At 75.0% G+C, this 15,331-nt stretch carries 18 protein-coding genes; 4 read left to right on the forward strand and 14 right to left on the reverse strand.

From position 1 onward, the window contains the following. Positions 1–154: 154 nt before the first annotated feature. Both ABZ641_RS11910 and ABZ641_RS11915 read right to left on the reverse strand, forming a co-directional pair. Positions 155–1,549: a class II fumarate hydratase gene (locus ABZ641_RS11910; protein ID WP_344623683.1), complete on the reverse strand. Its 1,395-nt coding sequence runs from the start codon at positions 1,547–1,549 to the stop codon at positions 155–157. A gap of 94 nt (positions 1,550–1,643) precedes the next feature. Continuing rightward, positions 1,644–2,576: a carbon-nitrogen hydrolase family protein gene (locus ABZ641_RS11915; protein WP_359981077.1), complete on the reverse strand. Its 933-nt coding sequence runs from the start codon at positions 2,574–2,576 to the stop codon at positions 1,644–1,646. A 108-nt stretch (positions 2,577–2,684) separates the two neighbouring features. Here ABZ641_RS11915 and ABZ641_RS11920 point away from each other — a divergent pair, with 108 nt between their 5' ends. Continuing rightward, the gene (locus ABZ641_RS11920) at positions 2,685–3,008 is read left to right on the forward strand and encodes a hypothetical protein (protein ID WP_344623685.1); all 324 of its coding nucleotides are present in this window, start codon (positions 2,685–2,687) and stop codon (positions 3,006–3,008) included. 31 nt (positions 3,009–3,039) lie between these two features. Here the strand turns inward: ABZ641_RS11920 and ABZ641_RS11925 are convergent, their stop codons facing one another. After that, on the reverse strand, positions 3,040–4,056 hold the full coding sequence (locus ABZ641_RS11925) for a chitinase (protein ID WP_344623686.1): 1,017 nt from the start codon (positions 4,054–4,056) through the stop codon (positions 3,040–3,042). A gap of 169 nt (positions 4,057–4,225) precedes the next feature. Between ABZ641_RS11925 and ABZ641_RS11930 the strand changes: the two genes are divergently transcribed. Beyond that, positions 4,226–4,597: an ADP-ribosylation/crystallin J1 gene (locus tag ABZ641_RS11930; RefSeq protein ID WP_359981082.1), complete on the forward strand. Its 372-nt coding sequence runs from the start codon at positions 4,226–4,228 to the stop codon at positions 4,595–4,597. A gap of 88 nt (positions 4,598–4,685) precedes the next feature. Beyond that, complete coding sequence (locus ABZ641_RS11935) at positions 4,686–5,954, forward strand: multidrug effflux MFS transporter (protein WP_359981085.1); 1,269 nt, start codon at positions 4,686–4,688, stop codon at positions 5,952–5,954. Positions 5,955–5,973: 19 nt separating this feature from the next. Here the strand turns inward: ABZ641_RS11935 and ABZ641_RS11940 are convergent, their stop codons facing one another. The 11 genes from ABZ641_RS11940 to ABZ641_RS11990 all read right to left on the reverse strand — a co-directional run bounded on the left by ABZ641_RS11940 (position 5,974) and on the right by ABZ641_RS11990 (position 14,477). Continuing rightward, positions 5,974–6,786, reverse strand: a complete 813-nt coding sequence (locus ABZ641_RS11940) for a methyltransferase domain-containing protein (protein ID WP_359981087.1) — start codon at positions 6,784–6,786, stop codon at positions 5,974–5,976. Positions 6,787–6,843: 57 nt separating this feature from the next. Next, positions 6,844–7,752 (reverse strand): ABC transporter substrate-binding protein, encoded by a 909-nt coding sequence (locus tag ABZ641_RS11945; RefSeq protein ID WP_359981090.1) that lies wholly within the window; start codon positions 7,750–7,752, stop codon positions 6,844–6,846. Beyond that, entirely contained in the window at positions 7,749–8,468 is a 720-nt protein-coding gene (locus ABZ641_RS11950; protein WP_344623691.1) for an ABC transporter permease subunit, read from the reverse strand. Before ABZ641_RS11950 ends, ABZ641_RS11945 begins: the two co-directional genes overlap by 4 nt. Then, positions 8,465–9,124 (reverse strand): ABC transporter permease, encoded by a 660-nt coding sequence (locus ABZ641_RS11955; RefSeq protein WP_359981093.1) that lies wholly within the window; start codon positions 9,122–9,124, stop codon positions 8,465–8,467. The genes ABZ641_RS11950 and ABZ641_RS11955 overlap by 4 nt, the downstream gene beginning before the upstream one ends. Beyond that, positions 9,114–10,199, reverse strand: coding sequence for an ATP-binding cassette domain-containing protein (locus tag ABZ641_RS11960; protein WP_359981096.1), 1,086 nt, complete (start codon positions 10,197–10,199; stop codon positions 9,114–9,116). Before ABZ641_RS11960 ends, ABZ641_RS11955 begins: the two co-directional genes overlap by 11 nt. 100 nt (positions 10,200–10,299) lie before the next feature. Beyond that, complete coding sequence (locus ABZ641_RS11965; protein ID WP_344623694.1) at positions 10,300–10,698, reverse strand: rhodanese-like domain-containing protein; 399 nt, start codon at positions 10,696–10,698, stop codon at positions 10,300–10,302. Then, positions 10,692–11,252 carry a cysteine dioxygenase family protein gene (locus tag ABZ641_RS11970; RefSeq protein ID WP_359981099.1) on the reverse strand — a complete coding sequence of 187 codons (561 nt, stop codon included), beginning with the start codon at positions 11,250–11,252 and terminating at the stop codon, positions 10,692–10,694. Before ABZ641_RS11970 ends, ABZ641_RS11965 begins: the two co-directional genes overlap by 7 nt. Before the next feature lie 373 nt (positions 11,253–11,625). Further along, the gene (locus ABZ641_RS11975) at positions 11,626–11,832 is read right to left on the reverse strand and encodes a hypothetical protein (RefSeq protein WP_030265795.1); all 207 of its coding nucleotides are present in this window, start codon (positions 11,830–11,832) and stop codon (positions 11,626–11,628) included. Then, positions 11,829–12,218 carry a hypothetical protein gene (locus ABZ641_RS11980; RefSeq protein WP_030265793.1) on the reverse strand — a complete coding sequence of 130 codons (390 nt, stop codon included), beginning with the start codon at positions 12,216–12,218 and terminating at the stop codon, positions 11,829–11,831. Before ABZ641_RS11980 ends, ABZ641_RS11975 begins: the two co-directional genes overlap by 4 nt. A gap of 112 nt (positions 12,219–12,330) precedes the next feature. Further along, positions 12,331–13,770 (reverse strand): HAMP domain-containing sensor histidine kinase, encoded by a 1,440-nt coding sequence (locus ABZ641_RS11985; RefSeq protein ID WP_359981103.1) that lies wholly within the window; start codon positions 13,768–13,770, stop codon positions 12,331–12,333. Beyond that, positions 13,767–14,477, reverse strand: a complete 711-nt coding sequence (locus ABZ641_RS11990; RefSeq protein WP_359981106.1) for a response regulator transcription factor — start codon at positions 14,475–14,477, stop codon at positions 13,767–13,769. Before ABZ641_RS11990 ends, ABZ641_RS11985 begins: the two co-directional genes overlap by 4 nt. A 227-nt stretch (positions 14,478–14,704) precedes the next feature. Here ABZ641_RS11990 and ABZ641_RS11995 point away from each other — a divergent pair, with 227 nt between their 5' ends. Beyond that, positions 14,705–14,971, forward strand: coding sequence for a GlsB/YeaQ/YmgE family stress response membrane protein (locus ABZ641_RS11995; RefSeq protein ID WP_030265783.1), 267 nt, complete (start codon positions 14,705–14,707; stop codon positions 14,969–14,971). The last annotated feature ends 360 nt before the right edge of the window (positions 14,972–15,331 follow it).

Below are 15,331 nucleotides of genomic sequence, written 5' to 3' on the forward strand. Positions count from 1 at the left end.
CCACCCGCCCCCCCCCCCCGCCCCCCCTTTGTGGTTGGGCCCGGGTTCTCCCCCCCCCCCCCCCCCACACCCCCCCGCGGGGGGGGCCCCCCCCGCCCCCCCCCCCTCGACCGTTCCACCGGCCGTTCCGGCGACCCGGTCCGCGGACGGGCCGTCAGGGGCGGGTCATCCGCAGCACGTCCAGCGCCTCGTCCAACTGCGCCTCCGTCAGCAGGCCGCGCTCGACGTAGCCGCGCTCCAGCACCACCTGGCGGATCGTCTTGCGCTCGGCCAGCGACTGCTTGGCCACCTTCGCGGCCTCCTCGTAGCCGATGTACCGGTTCAGCGGCGTGACCACCGACGGCGAGGACTCCGCGTACTCCCGGGCCCGCTCGGCGTTCGCGGTCAGCCCGTCGACCGTGCGGTCGGCCAGCAGTCGGGCCGCCGACGCGAGCAGCCGCACCGACTCCAGCACGTTGCGCGCGATCACCGGCAGCATCACGTTCAGCTCGAAGTTGCCGCTCGCACCGGCCACCGTCACGGTCGTGTCGTTGCCGATCACCTGGGCGGCCACCATCAGCACCACCTCGGGGATCACCGGGTTCACCTTGCCCGGCATGATCGACGAACCGGGCTGCAGATCCGGCAGGTTGAGCTCGCCGAGACCGGTGCGCGGACCGGAGCCCATCCACCGCAGGTCGTTCGCGATCTTCGTGAAGCCGACCGCCACCGTCCGCAGCTGGCCGCTCAGTTCGACCAGCCCGTCGCGGGCGCCCTGGGCCTCGAAGTGGTCGCGGGCCTCGGTGAGCGGCAGCCCGGTCGCCCGGGCGACCTCCGCGATCACCGCGGCGGAGAACCCCGGCGGGGTGTTGATGCCGGTACCCACCGCCGTACCGCCGAGCGGCAGTTCGGCGACCCGCGGCAGCGCGGCACGCAGCCGTTCCACGCCGTACCTCACCTGGGCCGCGTACCCGCCGAACTCCTGGCCGAGGGTGACGGGCGTGGCGTCCATCAGGTGCGTCCGGCCGGACTTGACCACCTCGGCGAACTCGGCGGACTTGCGCTCCAGCGCGGCCGCCAGGTGCTCCAGCGCCGGCACCAGCTCGTTGCCGACCGCCCCCGTCGCCGCGACGTGGATCGACGAGGGGAACACGTCGTTCGACGACTGGCTCGCGTTCACGTGGTCGTTGGGGTGCACCGGCCGGCCGAGCCGCTCCCCGGCCAGGGTGGCGATCACCTCGTTGGTGTTCATGTTGGACGAGGTGCCGGAGCCGGTCTGGAAGACGTCCACCGGGAACTGGTCGTCCCAGCGGCCCTCCGCCACCTCCTCGGCGGCGGCCGCGATCGCCTCCGCCGTCGGCGCGTCCAGCACGCCCAGCTCCGCGTTGACCTTCGCCGCGGCGGCCTTGATCCGGGCCAGCGCCGCGATGTGCGAGCGCTCCAGCCGCTGGCCGGAGACCGGGAAGTTCTGCACCGCGCGCTGCGTCTGCGCCTGCCACTTGGCGGCCGCCGGCACCCGGACCTCGCCCATCGAGTCGTGCTCGATGCGGAACTGCTCCTCGTCACCCATGGTGGGACACCTCCTGCACAGCACAACGCCCGACGAGCCCGGGTATTTCCTGGGGCCTAGGGGCGCGGGGAACTGCGCAGTCCGGGGGTGGCTGTCATGACGGTTCCGGTTGGGCCGTGATGTGGGCGGTGGCCCGCTTCCCCATTGCGCAGCTCCCCGCGCCCCCGGTGGTGCTGAGGGTTGCCGTGGTGCGGGTGGGGGTGGTGGTGAGGCCGGGCTGGAGGAGGACGGGGTCGTCGGTGCGGGCGCGGGCCAGGACGGCCGGGTCGAGGTCGACGGTGAGCAGCTCCGGTGCGTCCTCGGCGGCCTCGGCCAGCAGGTGCCCGTCCGGGCCCCAGGCGGCGCTGAGCCCGCAGCCGGTGTACGGCCCGGAGCGGCCGACGTGGTTGGCCAGCAGGACGTACAGGGTGTTGTCGAGTGCCCGGGCGGGGAAGACGGTGCGGCGCTGGTGGGCGCCGGGGCCGGTGCCGAACAGGGCGCCCACCAGGTAGGCGTGGGCGCCGTCGAGGGCGGCGGCGCGGGCGTGTTCGGGGAAGCCGGAGTCCCAGCAGACGCCGATGCCGAGCCGCCAGCCGTCGAGTTCCAGGGTGCAGCCGCCGGTGCCGGGGGAGAAGCCGGCGGCGCGCTCGTTGGGGGTGGCGAACTGCTTGCGGTAGACGGCGGCCGTGCGGCCGGACCCGTCCAGGGCGAGGGCGGCGATGTGCAGCGTGCCGGTGTCCCGGTCGCGGACGGGGGCGCCGACCACCACGGCGGTGCCGGTCCCGGCGCAGGCGGCGGCCAGCGGGGCGAGCCGGGGGTCGTCCGGGGCGACGGTCAGGGTGTCCGGGTCGGCGGCGATGCCGGCGGTCTCGTAGCCGGTCAGGAAGAGTTCGGAGAGCAGCAGCAGCCGGGCGCCCTGCGCGGCGGCCCGGCGGACCAGCGCGGCCGCGGTGGCGGTGTTCGCGGCGATGTCCAGCGGGACGAGCGGGGCCTGCGCCACGGCGACGCGGAGCGGGGAGGCGGGAAGCGTGTGTACAGGGATGCTCACGGGTCTCAATCCTTACATGTCCGGCCGTCCGCACTCAAGGCCCCGGTCGGCCCGGACCCGTCCGCGTGGCGTGCGCCGCCGTTCCGGGCCCGGTGCCACCATGGCGCCATGACGGAACCGTCGGACCCGGCCGCGCGCTACGCGGAGATCGCCGAGGAGCTCGCCCCGCGGGGCGCGACGCAGTCGAAGATGTTCGGCATGCCCTGTCTGAAGGACACCGCGGGCAAGGCCTTCGCCGGCCTGCACGAGGACGAGTTGGTGTGCCGGCTGGGCCGGGACACGCCCGCCCTCGCGGAGGCGCTGCGGCTGCCGGGCGCCCACCTGTTCGATCCGATGGGCGGCCGGCCGATGAGGGACTGGGCCTGCATCCCGCTCGGCGCGGCCGCCCACTGGGACAACTTCGCCGAGGCCGCGCTGATCGCCCCGCGCTGACCGCCGCCGCGGCGTCCCGGTGCCGCCCGGCTCAGCCGTGGTAGCCGGCGACGATCTTCGTGAAGGCGTACGCCGACTGGGAGATCCCGCTGCAGGAGTCGCCGGCCTGGGTGCCGGAGGGGCAGGCCCGGTCCCGGTTGACCGCCCAGAAGGTGAACCGGGCCAGGTGGTGCGCCTTGGCGTAGTTCAGCATGGTGGTGAAGTCGCCGGTGGAGACGGTCTCGTCGGCCTCGTCGGTCTTCCCGTTCATCGAGGAGATGCCGATGTGCCGGTACGCGGTCGCGCTGTCGTAGCCGTACGCGCTCGCCACCGCCTTCTGCAGACCGTCGGCGGCCTTGGTGGAGACGCTGCCCATGGAGCCGCTGTGACTGCCGAAGTCGAAGGGCATGATCGTCCAGCCGTCGAGGGCGAGCCCGGCCGCGGCGCCCTTCTTGATCAGGTCCAGGCCGTTGGCGTCGGGTCCGGTGGGCGTGGTGCCGAAGGTCAGGTAGGTGCGGATGCCCGGGTTCTTGCTCTCGACCGTCTTCAGGGCGGAGACCACCCGCTGCCGGACGGCCGCGCTCGCCACCTCGGTGTTCTCGATGTCCACGTCGATCGCCTTGAGCTTGTAGGCGTCGATCACCTTCTGGTAGGCCGCGGCCAGGGCGCTTGCCGAGGTGCACTTCTCGCCGAGCTTGTTGCCGCTCCAGCCGCCGAAGGAGACCACCACGTCCCCGCCGGCCGCCCGGATCGCGTTGATCGCGCTCTGGTCGCTGCCGCCGGTCAGCGGTCGGCTGCCGTCCCACTTGGGGTTGCAGCCGCCGTCGCTGAGCATGAAGGCGAGGGTGAACTGCTTGACCCCGGTCGCCGCCATCACGTCGGTCGGCTTCTGCGGGCTGCCCCAGCCGAGGTACTCGTACGGGGCGTTGAGGCCCACCGGGTCGGCGGCCGCGGCGGTGGCGGCCTGTCCGGCCGGCGCCAGGGCGAAGGTGCCGGCGGCGAGCGCGGCCGCGCCGGCGAGGGCGAGCAGGGGGCGGACGCGCCGGTGCCGCAGGGCGTGCGAGGGCATGGTTCTCCGTTCGTCGTGGGTTGTCGCGGGAACCGTCAGGAAAGTTTCCTAACTTCGTCCGCACAGCAAAGCAGCGCCTCGTGTGCACATCAAGAGCCGGTGCCTTAAGGGAAGTTGAAGGCCGAAAATGCGTCGCCGGGCGGGCGTGGCGGCCGATACGGTCGGGTGTATGCAGACCACCACGCTCTGGCGTCCGACCGGCCCGAAGGAGCTCGCGCTCGTCGAGGCCTCCGGATGGCGCGCCTGGCCGCCCCGCCTGCCGGAGCAGCCGATCTTCTACCCGGTGCTCAACGAGGACTACGCCGTCCGGATCGCCCGGGACTGGAACGTGCCCGCCTCCGGCGCCGGCTACGTCACCCGGTTCGAGGTCGACAGCGCCTACCTGGAGCGCTTCCCCGTCCGGCAGGCCGGCGGCGAGACCATCCTCGAACTCTGGGTCCCCGCCGAGGAGCTGGCGGAGTTCAACCGGCACATCGTCGGCACCATCGAGGTCGTCCGCAGCTTCGGTGCGGCCGAACGGCCGGACGCCGCCCGAGCCTGAGCCGGGCACACCGGGTTACGGTACGAATCCCGGCACCCGCGGCCGGCCGCGCCGAGCAGCCACCACCGATCCGATCCCGAGGAGCGCCATGGCAGGCCCGACCGTCGACGCCGGCGGCGAGCGGACCACCCCCGCCGCCGGCCCGGCGACCGCCGCACGGCCCGGCCGGGCCACCGTCGCCGCCCTCGGCGGCCTGGTCGCGCTCGGCCCCTTCACCACCGACCTCTACCTGCCGGCCCTGCCCTCGCTCGCCGCGGACCTGCACGCCACCGCACCCGCCGTCCAACTGACCTTCACCGCGCAACTGTTCGGCATGGCCGCCGGTCAGCTGGTGTTCGGCCCGCTGAGCGACCGGCACGGCCGCCGCCGCCCGCTGCTCGCCGGCATCGCGGTCTACTCCCTCGCCACCCTGGTCTGCGCCCTCGCCCCCGGCCTCGGCGTGCTGGTCGCCGCCCGCTTCGTGCAGGGCGTCGCCGGCGCGGCCGGGCTGGTGATCGCCCGCGCGGTGGCCCGGGACTGCTACGAGGGCGTCGCGATGATCCGCTTCATGGCCTCGCTGGCGATGATCTCCGGCCTGGCCCCGATCGTCGCGCCCGTGCTCGGCGCCCAACTGCTGCACGTGACCGACTGGCGCGGCACCTTCGCCGTCCTCGCCGTACTCGGCGCCGTCCTCACCGTGCTCGCCGCGGCCGCCCTGCACGAGTCGCTGCCGCCCGAACGCCGCCACCGCGGCGGCCTGACCACCACCCTACGGGCCGTCGGCGGGCTGCTCCGCGACCGGAGCTTCCTCGGCTACGTCCTCACCAGCACCTTCGCCTTCGGTGCGCTCTTCGCCTACGTCAGCGGGTCCTCCACCGTGCTGCAGGAGGTCTACCGGGTCTCGCCGCAGACCTACAGCCTGCTCTTCGCCGTCAACTCGGTGGCCCTGATGGCCTCCACCCAGCTCAACGGCCGGGTGCTGGTCACCCGGCTGCGCCCCGACACGCTGATGCTGCTGGGCCTGGTGACCGCGGGGGCGGCCGGGCTCGCGCTCACCCTCTTCACCGGGGTGTGGGACCTCGGCCTGGCCGCGGTCTGCCCGGCGATGTGCCTGCTGATGGCGGCCATGGGCGTGGTCGGCCCGAACTCGGCGGCACAGGCGCTCACCACGGCCCCGCACGCGGCAGGCTCCGCCTCCGCCCTGCTCGGCCTCGGCACCTTCCTCTGCGGAGCCGTGGTCGCCCCGCTCAGCAGCGCGGGCGGCGATCCGTCCGCGGTGCTGCTGGGCACGGTGGTGCTCGGCAGTGCGCTGCTCTCGCTCACGGCCTTCCTGACGCTGTGCCGGCCCCGCAAGCCGTCTGCCGGGCAGGCGGCGTAGGTCCCACCGGCGCAAACCGTCAGCTCGGGGCGGTCGCCGCGGTCAGCAGGTGGCCGCTGATGCCGAGCAGGGAGGGCTCCGACTCGGTGGTGCGCAGGGCCGTGAGCACGGTGCCGCGGCGCTCCGGGTCGTCCAGCCACGTGTTGACGTCGCCCATCAGCCAGGCCGCGCCCTCCAGCCCGTACTGCCGGGCGTCCGGCAGCCCGGCGGCGGCGAACTCGTCGAGGACGTCGGCCGGGTGGTGGAACCAGGCGGTGGTGAAGAGCGGGTTGTCGCCGGTGCCGCCGAGCAGGCCGGTGGCCGCGCAGGCGTCGGTGGCCGCGCGCGGGCCGGGCTCGAAGTAGCGGCCGACCCGCAGCTGGTCGTGCAGCCCGGCGTACCGGTTGATGGTGGCGGCGACCACCGCACCGCCCGGTCGGCAGGCCCGGCGGGCCTCGGCGAGCGCCCGCAGCCGGTCGGCGCGTTCGGTCAGGTGGTAGAGCGGCCCGAGCAGCAGCACCGCGTCGTACGAGCCGTCGGCGGCCTCCAGCGCGCGGGCGTCGCCGAGGGCGGCGCGGACGCCGGGCAGCGCGGACGCCTGCTCGACGTGCAGCGGTACCGGGTCGAGCAGGTGGACCTCGTGGCCGTCGGCGGCCAGCCATTCGGCGTGCACGCCGGCCCCGCCGCCGACGTCCAGCACCCGCAGCGGGGCGGGGCCGAGCAGCCGGCGCAGCACGTCCTGGGTGCGCCAGAACTCCAGCCGGTTGTGCTCGCGCCGCAGTCGGCCCTGTTCGGCCCCGCGGTTGTAGTAGTCGAGGATCTCCGGGCGGACGGTCACGGTGTCGTCGGTCATGCGAGCCATCATGATCGTCCGCCCGGCGCCGGTCACCGGGTTTTCGGGTGCCGGCGGTCAGCCCAGGCCGTTGGTCTTCAGCCAGTCGGCGGCGACCGCCGACGGGTCCTCCTTGTCGACGGCGACCCGCTTCATCAGGGCGGTGAGGCCGGCGGTGTCGAGCTTGGCGGAGACGGCGTTCAGCGCGGCCGTGGCGGTGGCGTCCACCCCGGCCTTGTTCACCAGCGGGACGACGTTCTGCACGCTGAAGAGGTTCTTCGGGTCGGCGAGCGCGACCAGGCCGAGCTGGACGATCCGCGGGTCGGTGGTGAAGACGTTGCCGACCTGGACGGTGCCGTCCTTGAGGGCGTTCGCGGTGGTGTCGGCGGTCGGCTTCCACTCCTTGAAGGTCAGCCCGTAGACGTCCTTGAACTGCTGTTCGCGGCGGGACTTGAACTCCGGCGGCCCGCCGACCACCAGGTCGCCCGCCTTGCCGGCGAGGTCCGCGACCGAGGTGAGCTTCAGCCGGTCGGCGGTGTCCTTGCTGACCGTCAGGGAGTCCTTGTCCTCGGCGGCGGCCGGGTCGAGGATGCCGAGTTCGGCGGGCAGCTTGCGCCCCAGCTCCGCGTCGACGGCCTCGGTGCCGGCGGCGGTGGTCTTCGGGTCCAGGTAGGCGAGCAGGGCGCCGTTGTACTCGGGCAGCACGGTCAGGCTGCCGCTCTTGAGCTGCCCGTACAGCACCTCGCGGCTGCCGATGTTGAACTTCTCCTCGACCTTGACGCCCTTGGCCTTCAGCGCCCGGGAGTAGATCGAGGCGAGCAGCACGTTCTCCGGGAAGTTGGCGGAGCCGACGACGACGGTCCTGCCGTCGGCGGGCTTGGCGGATCCGCCGTCGGCGGCGAGCGGGTCGCCCGACGAGGAGGAGCAGGCCGCCGCGCCCAGCGCGAGTGCGGCGGCGGTGAGCGTGCGGACGAGTCGGGCGGTCATCGGGCTTCCTTCGTTCGAGGCGTACGGGTACGGCGGGTACGGCGGGTGGTGCGGGTGAGCCGGGCCTGCGGCGGCGAGGCGCGGCGGATCAGCGGGGCGAAGAGCAGCTGGGCGGCCACGGCCAGCAGGACGACCAGCAGGGCGCCGCCGACGGTGGCCGGGTAGTCCTTGGTGGCCAGGCCGTCGACGACGTAGCGGCCGAGTCCGCCGAGGCCGACGTAGGCGGCGACGGTCGCGGTCGCGATCGTCTGCACGGTGGCGGTGCGCAGCCCGGCGAGCAGCACCGGCGCGGCGGCGGGCAGGCAGACCTGCCCGAGCACCTGGCGGTGGGTCAGCCCGATGCCGAGCGCGGCGTCCCGGACGGCCGGGTCGGTGCCGCGGACGCCCTCGGCGGCGGCGACCAGCAGCGGCGGCGCGGCCAGCGCCACCAGCGGGACGAGCACGGCGGTGTCGCCGACGCCCGCCAGCAGCACGGCGAGGGTGACCAGGCCGAGCGTGGGCAGTGCCCGGGCGGCGCCGGTCAGCGCGGTCACCACGAAGGAGCCGCGGCCGGTGTAGCCGATCAGCAGCCCGAGCGGGACGGCGAGCACCGCGGCCCACAGCAGGGCCTCCCCGCAGAACACCAGGTGTTCGGCGATCCGGTGGCCGATCGCGTCGGGTCCGCTGCGCCGGGCGGGGGCGGTGAAGAAGGTGGTCAGCCAGCCGAGCCAGTTCACCGGGCACCTCCGGCGGCCCAGGGGGCGAGCAGCCGGCGGGCGAGCACCAGCAGCAGGTCGGTGGCGAGGGCGAGCAGCACGACCAGCGCGATCCCGGCGAGGATCGGGGTCGGGAAGGTCCGCTGGAAGCCGTCGACGAAGAGGTAGCCCAGGCCGCCGCGGCCGACCAGGGCGCCCACCGCGGCGAGCGAGATCGACGAGACCGCGGCCACCCGCACCCCGGCGACCAGGTACGGCACGGAGGCGGGGAGTTCGACGGCGGCGAGGCGGTGCCAGGGCCCGTAGCCGAGGGCGGTGGCCGCCTGCCGGACGTCCTCCGGCACGGCCCGCAGGCCGTCGACGGTGGCGGGCAGCAGTACGGCGAGTGCGTAGCAGGTGAGCGGCACCATCACGGTGGCCCGGGTGGCCAGGCCGGTGTACGGGATGAGCACCACGAAGACGGCGATCGCGGGCAGCGCGTACACCACGTTGAAGACCGCGGCGAGCGGCTGGTAGAGCCGGGGCAGCCGGGCGCAGAGGAGGCCGAGCGGGACGGCGGCGAGCAGGGCGATCAGCACCGGGACGAGCGAGATCACCGCGTGGTCCAGCGCGAGGTCGCGCAGGTAGCCGAGGTGGTCGCCGATCCAGTGCCAGCGGACGAGCGGTTCACCGTCCACCGGCGGGCTCCTCGACCGTGGGCCCGTCGACCGTGTGCTCCCCGGCAGCGGGCTCCGGGACGGCCGGGCCTAGCGCGGCGAGCACGGCGGCCCGGGTGGCCAGGCCGGTCGCCCGGCCGTACCCGTCCACGGCGACGGCGGCGCCGGCGGGGGAGAGCACCGCGGCGTCCAGGGCGGACCGCAGGCTGTCGGCGGCGGGGGCGAAGACGGGGGCGGGCCGGCGTTCGCCGTTGCCCTCCCAGGCGGTCGGGCGGCCGCCCGCGTCCACCGCCAGCCGCCAGCCGTGCAGGTCGGTGCCGACGGGCAGCAGTGCGACCGCGGCGGCCGGCCGCAGGCCGAGCCCGCGCAGGCCCCGGTCGCGGCCGAGGAAGGCGGCCACGCCGTCGTCCGCGGGCGCGGTGAGCAGGGTGTGCGGGTCGGCGCACTGGGCGATCCGGCCGTGCTCGCGCAGCACCACCACCTGGTCGCCGAGCCGCACGGCCTCCTCGATGTCGTGCGTCACGAACAGCACGGTCTTGTTCAACTCGGACTGCAGCCGCAGCAGTTCCTCCTGCAGGCCGGCCCGGACGACCGGGTCGACCGCGCTGAACGGCTCGTCCATCAGCAGCACCGGCGGATCGGCGGCCAGTGCGCGGGCCACGCCGACCCGCTGCTGCTGTCCGCCGGAGAGCTGGAAGGGGTAGCGGCGGGCGGTCTCCGGCGGCAGGCCGACCAGCTCCAGCAGTTCGGCGGCGCGGGCCCGGGCCGTCCGGCGGTCCCGGCCGAGCAGCCGGGGCACGGTCGCGATGTTGTCCAGCACCCGGCGGTGCGGGAACAGCCCGGCCTGCTGGATGACGTAGCCGATGCCCCGGCGCAGCCGGGCGGCGGGCAGCGAGGCGACGTCCTCGCCGTTCAGCAGCACCCGGCCGGAGGTCGGTTCGACCATGCGGTTGACCATCCGCAGCAGGGTGGTCTTGCCGCAGCCGGACGGGCCGACGAGCACGGTTATTCGGCCGGCCGGGACGTCGAGGTCCAGGCCCTCGACGGCGACGGTGCCGTCCGGGTGGCGCTTGGTGGCGCCCTCGAAAGTGATCACGTGTGGTTCCAGGGTGCTCTGCTGTTCTGACGCGGCATGAGGTGTGCACGCATGAGGCGGATGTGACAAACAAACACCTGATCGAATCCCCGGGGGTCCGTCAGGCCAAACCCCCGTCGGCCGAAAGGGTGGGCAGACCGGCCGCCGCCCAGGCGACGTAGCCGCCGTCCAGGTCGGTCGCCCGGTGCAGCCCGAGCTCCCGCAGGCTCGCCGCGGCCAGGCTGGAGGCGTAGCCCTCGGAGCAGACCACGATCCAGTGCACCGCGTGGTCCACCGCCTCCGGGATCCGGTGACTGCCCGCCGGGTCGAGCCGCCACTCCAGCACGTTCCGTTCGATCACCAGCGCGCCCGGGATGCCGCCCTCGCGGGCCCGCTGCGCCGCCGGCCGGATGTCCACCAGCAGCGCCCCCTCGGCCGCCGCCGCGAACGCCTCCGCCGGGCCGGGCCGGTGCACCCCGGCCCGGGCCCGCGCCACCAGCTCCTCCACCGTCGTCACCACTGCTCCGGTCCCTCCTCCGCGGTGCGGACCAGGCCGCCGGCCCGCAGGTCGTAACGCGTCATCCCGCTCAGCGGCGGCGAGTACGCGTGGATCGTCACGGCCGGCCCGGTCGAGGTGTTGCGCACGTCGTGCAGGTACGCGGCGCCGAACGCCCGCACCGCCCCCGGCGCGACCCGCCGCACCAGCAGCCCGTCCTCCGGCCCGCCCAGCGACAGTTCCTCCAGTTCACCCAGCGCCACCGCGAACGCGCCGCGCGAACCGCCGTGGTCGTGGAACCCGGTGGACTGCCCCGGCAGCCAGCTGATCAGCCACACCTCGTGGTCCTCGGCGCTCACCATCCGCTCGTACCAGCGGTCCCCGGTGGCCAGGCGCACCCGGTGGATCCAGCGGTCGGGCTGCTCGGCGAGGTCGCGGACGATCGCCCGCAGGGCGTTCGGCGACAGCGGACGGGCGGTGCCGCCGGACTCGGGGGCGGTGCTTTCCGGGCCGGTGGTGTCCGGGCCGGTGGCGGCGGTGTCGGGGGCGGAAACGGGTACGGCGAAGTCCAGGCTCATGACGTGTCCTCGGATGACCGGAAGGGCGGCGGGCGCACCCGGGCACAGCGGTGCGCCGACCGGGGGAGGGGGAGCTTCAGGAGCGGACGGTCCCGGACGGCACCCGACGGATCAGGTACCGGCCCCGGAGAACGGCACGGGGCGAGGAGGAACCGTCAGCGGGCACACATGTCGCTCGCCTGGCGTCGCAGATCGACGTGCAGGCGGCATACCAGAGCGGTGCCGGGCTTCATGCGCCGATCGTTCACGACGGGAGAGGGCCGCGTCAAGCCGCGTCCACCCGGCGGAAGGCACACCCGGCCGCCCGGCGCACCCCAACGGCGGAGCGGCCCGCCCCGGATCGTCCGGGACGGGCCGCTCGGCGGGCGGTGCGTCAGTTGTTCTGCGTGGCGTCGCTGTCCGCCTGCGCGGCGGCGCTCTCCGCCGCGTCCAGCTTCTGCTGCATCTGCTGGGTCTGGCCGTCGTCCTGCTGCGACTGCGCGGCCTTGTCGCCGCCGCCCTGGTGCGGACCGCAGCCCGTCAGCAGCAGCGCGGCGGCCGCGGCGAGGGCCGCCACCGCGGCACCGGCCCGGCGGCTCACTTGGAGCCCGCCGAGGACGAGCCCTGCTTGCCGCACCAGTCGGCGACGGCCTTCAGGTCCTTCTGGCGGAGCTCCAGCGTCGGCACCAGGGTCTTGCGGAAGTCCAGCCGGTCGTTCAGGTAGGTGTACACCTCGGTGTGCCCGGCGGACTTCGCCTCGGCCACCCGCTTCTCCAGGCGGGCCACCGAACCGACCACCGTGGCATCGCCGTTCAGCCGCTTCAGGGCCTTGTCGAGGCGGGCCTGGGTGGCCGGCACGCGCTTGCAGATCGCCTTGGCGCCGTCGCCCTTCGGGGTCTCGGCGGCCTGGGCCGGGGCCGCACCGGCGAGCACGGAGCCGGCCAGGGCGAGTGCGCCGATCGCGGCGGCCTTGCGGTTCATGGGCATGTCGGTCTCTCCTCCGGATACCTGGTTGATCGGACGCCGGGGAGCGTAGGACGGCTTCTTGTGGAAACCCTGTGACCGCCCGGAGCCCGGCCCCGGTGCGGGTCCGCGGCGTTCAGCGGGTGATCCAGTCCCGGCGGGCCGGCAGCACCAGGGTCGGCTCCTCCGGACGCAGCAGCGGCAGCCGCACCTCGAAGCGGCAGCCCGTGCCGTCCGGCCCCTCCGCGACCGCCACCGTGCCGCGGTGCAGCGCCGCCTGCTGCGCCACCAGGGTGAGGCCCAGGCCCGAACCGGGGCTGTCCTGCCGCCGGTGGAAGCGGGCGAAGACCGCCGTCCGCTCCTGCGGCGGCACGCCGGGCCCGCGGTCGTCGACCGTCAGCACCGCCGAACCGCTGCGCCCGGCCCGCAGCCGGACGGCGATCCGGGCCGGGCCGCCGTCCGTCCGTCCGTGCACCGCGGCGTTCCCGATCAGGTTGGCCAGCAGGATGCGCAGCCCCGCCTCCCAGCCGAACACCCGCACCCCGGGCGCCGCTTCGACCTCCAGCCGGGCCTGCGGGTGCCGCCGGCCGGCCTCCGCCGCGGCCGCCTCCACCAGCTCGCCCAGGTCGAGCGGGGCGAACGCCGACAGCTCCACCAGGTCGCCGCCGGCCAGTGTCCGCAGCGCGTTCAGCAGGTCCTCCAACCGGCCGTGGTCCTCGGCGAGTTCGCCGACGATCTCCGCCCGGTCGGCGGGCGGCAGGTCCGGATGGGCGGCCAGCACGTCCAGGTTGGTCCGCATCGCCGTCAGCGGGGTGCGCAGCTCGTGCGCCGCCGCGGAGGAGAACGACCGGGCCGTCTCCAGCGCCTGCGCCGTCCGGCCCGCCTGCTCGTCGTAGCGGGCGAGCAGCAGCGAGAACGCGGCGGCGAGTTCGTCGACCTCGGTGACGCCGCTGCGCCGGTGGTCGAGGGAGCCCGCGCCAGTGCGCGGGTCGAGCGCGGCGGCCCGGCCGCTCAGCGTCCGCAGCGAGGCGGTCGCCCGCCCCGCCAGGCCGAAGGCCAGCAGACCGGCGGCCGGGGCGGCCAGCACCGCGACCAGCAGCACCCGCCGGCGGACGGCCTTCACCTGCGGGTCGACCGCCGTGGACGGCTGCACCAGCCAGAGCGTGCCCGGGGCCGTGCCGTCCACCGGCACCGCCAGCACCCGCCAGGCCCGCCCGCCGTCCCGCACCGTCGCCGGCCCGGATCCGGCTGCCGGCAGCACCACGGACTCGACCGGCTGCGGGCCCACCGCCAGCCGGACGGCGCCGTCCGCGGCCGCCAGCCTGACCCCGGAGTCCAGTGCGCCGTCCAGCACCTTGCGCTGCTGGTTCTGCTCCGCCTTCGGCCGGGTGGCGGCGCTCGCGGCGAGCAGCGTCCGGGCGTTGGGCAGCACCGCGGCCGCCCGGGCCCGCAGCACCTCGTCCTGCTGGCGCAGCAGGTCCCGGTGGACGAGTCCGAGCAGCAGCAGCCCCGCGGCCAGCACCAGCAGCGGCACCAGCACCGTCACCGACAGGGCGATCCGGGTGGAGAGCTTCACCGGGCACCCCCGTCGGCGGGCACCCGCAGCACGAAGCCCACACCGCGGACGGTGTGGATCAGCCGCGGCCGGCCGCCGTCCTCCAGCTTGCGGCGCAGGTAGCTGATGAAGGTGTCCACGGCGTCGCTGCGCACGTCGAAGTCGTAGCCCCAGACCCGGTCGAGCAGCTGGTCCCGGGTGAGCACCAGTCCGGCGTTCCGGACGAGCTGCGCGAGCAGCTCGAACTCGCGCCGGGTGAGGTGCAGTTCGGCGCCGTCCCAGTGCACCTGGCGGGTGGCCGGGTCGACGGTGAGCGGGCCGGCGCGCAGCAGGTCGGACGGGGGCGCCGGGCGGCGGCGGAGCAGGGCGTGCAGCCGCAGCACCAGCTCCTCCAGGGCGAACGGCTTCACCAGGTAGTCGTCGGCGCCGGCCTGCAGGCCGGCGACCCGGTCGGCGAGCTCGTCCAGGGCGGAGAGCATCAGCACGGGGGTGTCGTCGCCGCGGGCCCGCAGCGCCCGGCAGACCTCGGTGCCGCTGAGGCCGGGCATCGACACGTCCAGCACCAGCACGTCGGGGGAGTCGGCGGCGGCCCGGGCGAGCGCCGCCGCGCCGTCCGCGGCCACGCCCACGGTGAAGCCGCTGAGGCGCAGCCCGCGCTCCAGCGAGCGGCGGATCGCGGCGTCGTCGTCCACCACCAGCACCCGGCCGGCCTGTGTCCCCGCGGTCATCGGCGCCTCCTCGTGTCGGGCCCGTCCGGCCCGGGGCCGCCGACTCTCCCACACGCGGGCGGCGGCGGTCACGGTGGGGAGCCGGGGCGGGCCGGGGGCAGCACCGGCACGGGGGCGGACGGCCCGGGCGGGTGTTCGGGCGGTGTTCGGGAACCGGGCGGGACGTGCCGGACGTCCTTCGGGGCACCGCGGTTCGGCGTTGGACCCCGGAGGGCAAGGAGACAGGTATGGGTTTCATCAGCTGGATCGTCCTCGGCCTGATCGCCGGGGCCATCGCCAAGTTCCTGCTGCCCGGGCGCGACCCGGGCGGCCTCATCGTGACCACACTCATCGGCATCGCCGGCTCGTTCGTCGGCGGCTGGATCTCCTCGACCGTGCTGCACCGGCCGGTGGCCAAGGAGTTCTTCGACCTGGCGACCTGGGTCTCCGCCATCGGCGGCGCCCTGGTGCTGCTGATCGCCTACCGCCTGCTGTTCGGCAACTCCCGGGACTGACCGCGCGCCCCGGCGGGCCCCGCTGCGGGCCCGCCGACGGCGGATTTCTTTACTCCGCTACGGGAGCGCTCCCACCAGGGCGGATCCGGCGTCGGTCTCCCGATCGTCGAACACCGTCGAAAACTCCTTCTGCACAAGGGATTACGCCTGAGTGCGGGCGCGGCTAGCATCTGCCCCGGCCGTGCGGGAGCGCTCCCACATCCGGCGGCCGTCCCATCCTCTCCCACCCGAGAGCACGCGGAGGACCCCTGTGAGCACCCCCGACGGCGTCCGACGGGCCGCCCCGGCACCCGGCCGCCCCCCCCCCGGCCCCCCCCCCCCCCCCCCCCCCCCGCCGGTCCGTAGAAGACAACACAGAAA

The organism is Kitasatospora sp. NPDC007106, from assembly GCF_040634455.1.
GTDB lineage: Bacteria > Actinomycetota > Actinomycetes > Streptomycetales > Streptomycetaceae > Kitasatospora > Kitasatospora arboriphila.